Origin of the sequence: Methylobacterium sp. (assembly GCF_019750675.1) — a bacterium.
GTDB lineage: Bacteria > Pseudomonadota > Alphaproteobacteria > Rhizobiales > Beijerinckiaceae > Methylobacterium.
In genome coordinates this window covers 1-3238 of sequence record NZ_JAIEOF010000079.1, presented here as the reverse complement: position 1 = coordinate 3238, position 3238 = coordinate 1, and the positions used below count along the sequence as shown (strand labels likewise).

Annotated in this window: 2 protein-coding genes; both read left to right on the top strand. The window is 69.5% G+C overall.

Annotated elements, in window-relative coordinates:
• Positions 1–2871 (top strand): malto-oligosyltrehalose synthase (gene treY / locus K2X24_RS04045; protein WP_292494900.1); only part of this gene is annotated, 2871 nt, incomplete at its 5' end.
• A gap of 155 nt (positions 2872–3026) precedes the next feature.
• Positions 3027–3238 (top strand): hypothetical protein (locus K2X24_RS04040; protein ID WP_292494899.1); only part of this gene is annotated, 212 nt, incomplete at its 3' end.

Below are 3238 nucleotides of genomic sequence, written 5' to 3'. Positions count from 1 at the left end.
CTGGCCAAGCTCGCCGCCTCGCTGTCGGCCGAGGATCGCGGTCCGCGTTCCGGTGCCGCCCGCCTCGCCACGGTTCCGCCGCGCGCCACCTACCGCCTGCAGTTCCACAAGGACTTCACCTTCGCGGACGCCGCAAAGATCGTCCCCTACCTCGTCAAGCTCGGGATCAGCCACGTCTACGCCTCCCCGATCCAGAAGGCGCGGCCGGGCTCGACCCACGGCTACGACATCGTCGACCACTCGACGATCAACCCGGAACTCGGCGGCGAGGAAGCCTTCGTCCGGTTCTCGGACGTGCTCCACGGAGCCGGACTCAAGTTCCTCCTCGACATCGTGCCCAACCACATGGGCGTCGGCGGCGCCGACAATCCCTGGTGGCTCTCGGTGCTCGAATGGGGCGGCCTCTCGCCCCACGCCAACGCCTTCGACATCGACTGGTCGCGGCTCGGCGCCAAGAACAACCTCGTGGTGCCGTTCCTCGGTGACCGCTACGGGGAGGCCCTGGAGAAGGGCACGCTCGAACTGAAGTTCGATGCTCGCAAGGGCGCGTTCAGCGTCTGGCACTACGAGCACGAATTCCCGATCTGCCCGCTGCAATACCCGACGATCCTGAATCGCTCGCTGGCCGCCCTCGGCGACATCGAGGATGCGGCGGCCCTCGAGGTGCTCGGCATCTCCGAGCGCCTGCGCCTGATGGGCGAAGACACCAACGAGGAACGCCGCCGCGGCTTCCCCGAGGAGGCCGAGACCCTGAAGGAGCGGCTGGTCGAAGCGGTGGAGGCCTCGCCCGCCATTGCCGAGGCCATCGACCGGACCCTGCGCCTCCTCAACGGCGCCAAGGGTCATCCCGACAGCTTCGGCCCCCTGCATCGCCTGCTCGAGCAGCAATCCTACCGCCTCGCCCATTGGCGGATCGCCGCGAGCGACATCAACTACCGGCGCTTCTTCGATGTGAACGGGCTCGCCGGCCTTCGCGTCGAGCAGTCCGACGTCTTCCAGCGCTCGCACGCCACGATCTTCCGCCACATCGAGGCGGGCCGGATCGACGGCCTGCGCATCGACCACATCGATGGTCTGGCCGATCCGCTCGGCTACGCCCGCGCCCTCCAGGCTGCCATCGGCCCGGGCTTCTACGTGGTGGTGGAGAAGATCCTCGAACCCGGAGAGCGCCTGCGCCCCTGGCCGGTGGCCGGCACCACCGGCTACGACGTGCTGAACCAGCTCGACGGCATCCTGGTGGACCAGACGAAGCGGACCGAGATCGCCCGGCTCTACGAGAGCCGGACGGAGTTCGACGAGCCCTACAAGTTCATGCTCCGCGCCGCCAAGGCGGAGATCCTGGAGATCAGCTTCGCCTCCGAACTCGAGGTCATGACCTCCGACCTCAAGGCGGTGGCGGACGCGGATCGGCGCACCCGCGACTTCTCGGTCAACGCCATCCGCCGTGCGCTGATCGAGATCATCGCCCGCTTCCCGACCTATCGCAGCTACCTGCCTGGCGACCTCGACGAGAGCGACGTCGAGGACGAGGACATCCGCCTCATCGAGACGGCGGTGAAGAAGGCCAAGCGCTGGAGCGCGCTGCCCGACCGCTCTGTCCATGATTTCGCCGCCGACGCCATGCTGGGGCGCATCGACGTGACGGGTCCGGGCCGGCCCGACCCGGAAATCATCCTGCGCTTCCGCCGCCGTTTCCAGCAGCTCACTGGCCCGGTCATGGCCAAGAGCCTGGAGGACACGTTGTTCTATCGGTTCGCCGAACTCCTCGCGCTCAACGAGGTCGGCGGCGACCCCGGCGAGTATGGCATCGCCGCGGAGCATTTCCACGCGCTCCAGGCGGCGCGTGCCCGCGACTGGCCGAACGCGATGATCACCACGGCGACCCACGATACCAAGCGCGGCGAGGATGCACGTTCCCGCCTGCTCGCGCTCTCCGAGATGCCGGGCGATTGGGCCGAGGCCTGGGAGATCTGGACGTCGCTCGCCGGGCCCCATCTCAGCCTCGTCGAGAAGGAGCCGGCCCCCGACGCCAACGACCAGTGGATGTTCTTCCAGGCCATCCTTGGCGCCTGGCCGCTGGAACTGCTGGACCGGGACGAACCCGCCGCGATCGAGGATTTCCGCGCGCGCCTCGACGCCTACGCCGAGAAGGCCCTGCGCGAATCCAAGCGGCGCTCCAGCTGGGTCAATGTCGACGAGGCCTACGAGGGCGCGGTCCACACACTCTTCGCCGCGCTGATCGCCCCCGGTTCGGAGTTCCTGGCACGGCTACGGCCCTTCGCGCGGCGGCTCGCCCATCTCGGCATGATCGCGGGCCTCGGACGTACCGTGCTCAAGGCGACCCTGCCGGGCCTGCCCGACACCTACCAGGGCACGGAGTTCTGGGATTTCTCGTTCGTCGATCCCGACAACCGCCGGCCGGTGGACTATCCGGCCCTGACCCGCGCCCTGGAGGAAGGGGCGGCCGCCGCCGACGTCCTGGCGCATTGGACCGACGGCCGCGTCAAGCAGGCGACCCTCGCGCGGCTGCTCGCCGACCGCGCGGCGCGCCCGAGCTTCTACGCGGACGCGGATTACCAGGCGTTGCCGGCCTCGGGCGAAAGGGCGGCGCATGTCATCGCATTCACACGTTCGGATGCGACGACAGGGGAGGGCGACCTCGTGGTGGCGGTGCCGCGCCTGGTCTCCGGCTTCCTCGGGGAGGCGGTCTGGTCCGGCGAGGCGTTCGCCGGAACCCACCTGTCCGTGACGCCGGGATCGACCTGGACCGATCTCGTGACAGGCGACGCGGTCGTCTCGGATGACGGCCGGATCGAACTCGGACGGGCCTTCGCGCGTCTGCCCTACGCGGTCCTCAGGCGGACGGGCTGAGGCGGGCGCCGTCCGCCCGAGTGGCGGATCGCCACGGAACCGACGACTCGGGGGAGGGCTCGACCTCCCCCGCCCCGCCTGCGCTCCCGGCCATGCCCGGCGCAACGTCCGCGTCGCGGGCGGCCGAGCGCACGAACGAACGGAATGGAGACCTTATGAACGCACCGAGCCCCGCAACGACCGCCGCCCAGCGGACCGAAGCCGGTGAGGTGCCGCTTCCGGCCGGCCTCGCGCCCCGGGCCGAGGGGCCGCGCATCTACAACCTCTTTCCGCTGCTGGTCGGCACCGTATCGGCCTGGACCGCCGAGTTGCCGCGCATCGCGGCGCTCGGCTTCGACTGGGTCTACCTCAACCCGTTTCATCAGAC